Below are 4,598 nucleotides of genomic sequence, written 5' to 3'. Positions count from 1 at the left end.
GCGGCCCCCGCCAGGCAGACGAGTCCAGACCCCACGAGCACGGCGGACTTCTGCATCAGCGTGAGCGCGAGGCTGTAGTAGTGCAGGCCGAGGAAGCCGATCAGGAACGCCGATCCGAGCCCCACCAGGCCGACGCGGCGCCGATCGAAGCCGAGCATGACGAGCACCAGCGCGCCGCTCACGGCCGGGGTCGCCCGGGTGAGGACACCGACGACCACCGCAGCACCGACCGCCGCGAGGACGCCCGGCGCCGACGACGACACGCCGTGGTCGCGCGCCACCCGGAGCGCGAGCCACACGAGCAGGCCCACGAAGAGCAGCGTGAGCGGCAAGGGGGAGGGGAGCAGCATCCGCACGAAGCTCGGCGAGTAGCCCACCGTGCCCGTCACGGCGTCGATGATCGCCTGCGTCGTGAGCAGGCCGCACGAGGCGGTGGCCGCGGCCCACGCCACGGGGTCGGTGATTCGATGCCGGCGCGCGAGCCCGGGCAACATGCGCCAGGCAACGACGGGCCAGGCGGCGGTGATGGCCGTCGCGATACCCATCGCGTAGGGGATCCGCACCTCCATCGCCAGGAACAACGCGCCCCCGATGACGACCAGCGTCGCGCAGAAGCGGTACACGCCGTCGTCGAACCGCAGGATCAGCACGAGGGACGACAGGATCGCGGCCCACACCGCGAGGTCGGTGCTGGACATGAGCGACCCGGTGCCACCCACGAGCAGCATCTGCCCGGCCATCACGCACACCAGCGACGCCTGGTGCATGAACTCGCCGCGACGCGTCGTGCGCATCGCGATCCCGAGCGGCATGAGGCCCACGCCGAGCCCGATCGCGGCCAGGTCCACCTGCTCGCCGAGGATCACGGAGATGATCCCGAGGCCGGTGGCGAGCAGGAAGAACGCGCCCACCCAGGCCGCGCCGCCCGTGAGGACGCGCAGGTACCACGGCATGTCGTCGGCGTCGGCCGCTGCCAACGCCTCGCGGGCACGGTCCTCGATGCCGACGGGCAGCCATCCGTAAGCGACGGCCTCCTGGAGGACCTCGTGGAGGGAGCGCGTCGGGATCATGCCGCCTCCCCGCGCGATTGCCGGCGCAGCCACGACACCACCAGCGTGACCTCGAGCACGATGAAGGCGGTGATCAGCATGAGTCCGAGCAGGCCGAGATTGAGCGTCTCCATCAGCACGCGCGCGACGGCGGTCGTGACGATGGCCATCACGCAGGCGGCGGCGAGTGTGAGCATGAACGTGTCGCGCCGCGCCAGGGTGTAGAAGCCGCCGGCGGCGATCACGAGGAAGGTGAGGGAGGCCAGGGAGACGGAGCCGAGCGTGGCCGCGCCCTGCAGCCACATGATGCGGACCACGGCCGGCCCGAGCAGCGGCAGCATCGTCGCGGCCATCACGATGCGCGGCGCCCATGTGTCGGCCAGCCACGGCGGCGTGCGCAGGTGCTGGAGTTCCCAGGCCATGAGGGCCAGCACGTGCACGGCCAGCAGGCCGAGCAGGAGCGACACCGCCCATGTCGGCGAGGCGATCACCTGCGCGACGTAGAGTCCGTAGGCCAGGTCGACCAGCGCCAGCCACAACAGCCAGAGCGGTGTGAACGTGGCGGCGATCGTCCAGGGCAGGATGAGCACGGCCCACGCCGCGAACAGCCCCCACGGGTCGGCGCCGGTCTGGTAGGTCTGCCCGTAGACGGCGAGCAGGGCGCCGGTGAGCACCGACGCCGCGAAGAGCAGCACGCGCGAGGGCAGCGTGTCGGGGCGCCGCGCCGCGAGCGATGCCGCGGCGGCGATCCCGGCCGCGATGAGGCCGAGCTTCGCGAAGCGGCCCAGGGCGGCCCAGTTGAAGGCGAAGAACGACACGATACCCGAGAGGGCGAGCCCGGCCCCCAGCAACAGCAGTGCCGACGCGAGGAAGCGTCGCCACTGGTGCGCGTCGGGTGTGCGCGCCGCCAGCGTGAGCACGGGCACGCGATCGGGCTCCGACAGGCCGGACGCGTCGAGGACCCGCTCCACACGAGCGAGCGTGGCGTGGCGTGCGAGGGGATCGCGAGCGGGAGCGGTCACGGATGGGCGCGGTGGCGGCGATGGCGCGGTGCCCACCTCGACGTCGCTCGGGGCAGGCCATCGCGCTGGCTCAATCGGGCTTCAGTATAGAGTGGCGCCGGCAACGCGTTTCCTGCGACGAGAGGAGTGGACGTGGATCGACGAGACTTCCTGCGCACCACCATGTTGGCGGGGGCGGCGATGACGCTGGCTCCGAGGGCGACCTCGGCAGCGGATGCACGCGTGGACGTCCTGCTCGACGAGCCCATCGCGCGCATCGATCCCAACGTCTACGGACACTTCGTCGAACATCTCGGCGGCGTCGTGTACGACGGCATCTGGGTGGGCGAGGGCTCGCGCATCCCCAACACGGGCGGCATCCGCCAGGCCATCGTGGACCACATGCGCCGGCTGCCGAAAGGGGTGCTCCGGTGGCCGGGCGGCTGTTTCGCCGACAGCTACGACTGGCGCGACGGCGTCGGCCCGCGTGAGTCGCGGCCGCGGCGCACGAACTTCTGGAGCGACGAGATGCCGGCGCGGCCCGACGGGCCGTGGAAGTACGATCCGAACCACTTCGGCACCAACGAGTTCGTCCGCTTCGCGCGCCTGTGCGGTGGCGAGCCCTACCTCGCGGCCAACCTCCGCAGCCTGCCGGCACGCGACTTCTACCAGTGGGTCGAGTACGCCAACTCTCCCGCCGGGTCCACCACGCTCGCGGAGCTGCGCGCCAGGGGCGGCAGTCCGGAGCCGCTCGGCGTGCGGTTCTGGGGCGTGGGCAACGAGACCTGGGGCTGCGGCGGCAACCTCACGGCCGACGAGTACGCCGTCGAGTACCGCAAGTTCACGGCGTGGCTGCCCAAGTACGGCGTGCCGCTGTCGTTCATCGGTTCGGGCCCCAACGGCAACGACCTCTCGTGGACGCGCCGCTTCTTCACCACGCTCACCGCGAAAGGTGAGGGTGCGCTCAACTCGATCTGGGGCTGGGCCCTGCATCACTACACGTGGAACGCCAGCCGCGGCGCGACCACCGACTGGGACAAGGGGAAGGGCGATGCCCTGGCCTACACCACCGACGAGTGGTACGAGCTGCTGCACCAGGCGAGCCTGATGGAAACGCTCATCACCGGGCACTGGGCCGTGATGGGCGAGATCGACCGGCGCCACCGCGTGAAGATCGTGGTCGACGAGTGGGGCACGTGGCACAAGCCGGGCACGGAGATCCATCCGTCGCACCACCTCGGCCAGCAGTCGACCATCCGCGACGCGCTCGTGGCCGGCCTGACGCTCGACACGTTTCATCGCCATGCCGACAAGGTGGCGATGGCCAACATCGCGCAGTTGGTGAACTGCCTGCAGTCGCTCTTCCTCACCGACGGCGATCGCTTCCTCGTGACGCCGACGTACCACGTGTTCGCGCTCTACGCGCCACACGCGGGCGGCGAGGCGGTGCGCACGCAGATCGGGGCGCCCGACGTCGGCTACCAGCGCGTGAACGATCGCGGCGAGGTCGCGGGCCTGTCCGGGTCGACCTCCGTGCGCGACCGGACGGTCACGCTCACGCTCGTGAACCCGCACGCCACCGATGCCACCGACGCCACGATCACGCTCCGGGGCGGACGCGCGGCGTCGGCACGCGCGGTGACGCTCGCGGCCAGCGACATTCACGCGCACAACACGTTCGACCGGCCTGCGGCCGTCGCGCCCTCGGCAGAGAGCGCGGTCCAGGTCGGCTCGGGTGGCACCTTCACGCATCGCCTGCCCGCATCGTCGGTGACACGCCTCACCGTTGCGCTGGGGTAAGGCGGCTCACGGCTCGGGGCTCGGGGCTCAGGGCTCGGGGCTCAGGGCTCAGGGCTCAGAAAGCACACTGCAGGCTTGCGGCTTACGGCTTACGGCCACAGCAAGGTCGGGTCTGCTCTGCTTCGGAAGTTAGGGCCGGCGCTGCTCGGAAGGTAGGGCCGGCGGTCGTTCGGGAAGGTAGGGCCGGCTGTCCCAGCCCGGCCCACACAGCTTCTGTCATGCACGGAGATTCGATGTCTCGCTTCATTGCTGTCGTCGTGTTCGCGGCCTTGTCGACCGTTGTCTCGCTCGCGCAGTCACCCGCGCCCATGGTCGGCACCTGGGTGCTGAACCCCGCGAAGTCCACGCCGATGACCGTCAACTGGAAGGAGCGGCGCATGGAGGTGAGCAAGGGGGCGAGCGGGCTCACGTTCTCCAGCGTCACCGTGGCCATGGACGGCACCAGTTCGACATGGGGGTTCACGACGCGGGGCGACGGCAAGGCGGTACCGGTGACCGGCGCGCAGCCTGCGCCAGACACGGTCACCGCCCAGCTCGAGCCGACGCTCGGCGGCGACGGACTCGGCGGCGCGAGCGGCATGTTCACGTACAAGGTGGGCGACGAGGTCGTGCTGGAGTCGATCCTCGAGGTGGCCAAGGACGGCCGCAGCCTGACCGTCAAGTCCATCCGCGCCATGCCGGATGGCTCCAAGACCGCCAGCATGACGGTGTACGACAAGCGGTAGGCACAGCCGGGTACCGGGTACGG

4 protein-coding genes are annotated in these 4,598 nt (G+C 70.7%); 2 read left to right on the top strand and 2 right to left on the bottom strand.

From position 1 onward, the window contains the following. On the bottom strand, window positions 1-1,070 hold a 1,070-nt coding region (locus ACIRDX_RS20710), incomplete at its 3' end, for a DUF4401 domain-containing protein (RefSeq protein ID WP_396627335.1). Then, window positions 1,067-2,071 carry a DUF2157 domain-containing protein gene (locus tag ACIRDX_RS20705; RefSeq protein WP_396627334.1) on the bottom strand — a complete coding sequence of 335 codons (1,005 nt, stop codon included), beginning with the start codon at window positions 2,069-2,071 and terminating at the stop codon, window positions 1,067-1,069. The genes ACIRDX_RS20705 and ACIRDX_RS20710, both read right to left, overlap by 4 nt. Before the next feature lie 132 nt (window positions 2,072-2,203). Between ACIRDX_RS20705 and ACIRDX_RS20700 the strand changes: the two genes are divergently transcribed. Continuing rightward, window positions 2,204-3,850: an alpha-N-arabinofuranosidase gene (locus tag ACIRDX_RS20700; RefSeq protein WP_396627333.1), complete on the top strand. Its 1,647-nt coding sequence runs from the start codon at window positions 2,204-2,206 to the stop codon at window positions 3,848-3,850. Window positions 3,851-4,083: 233 nt separating this feature from the next. Further along, window positions 4,084-4,575 (top strand): hypothetical protein, encoded by a 492-nt coding sequence (locus tag ACIRDX_RS20695; protein WP_396627332.1) that lies wholly within the window; start codon window positions 4,084-4,086, stop codon window positions 4,573-4,575. Window positions 4,576-4,598 lie beyond the last annotated feature (23 nt).

This window comes from Luteitalea sp., from assembly GCF_044337415.1.
Lineage (GTDB): Bacteria > Acidobacteriota > Vicinamibacteria > Vicinamibacterales > Vicinamibacteraceae > Luteitalea.
The sequence above is the reverse complement of the archived record's forward strand: the minus strand, read 5'-3'. Positions and strand labels throughout refer to the sequence as shown.

What these genes read in the sequence shown, in the direction of transcription:
- ACIRDX_RS20695 (WP_396627332.1), top strand. Translation starts at nt 4,084, where the DNA reads ATGTCTCGCTTCATTGCTGTCGTCGTGTTCGCGGCCTTGTCGACCGTT.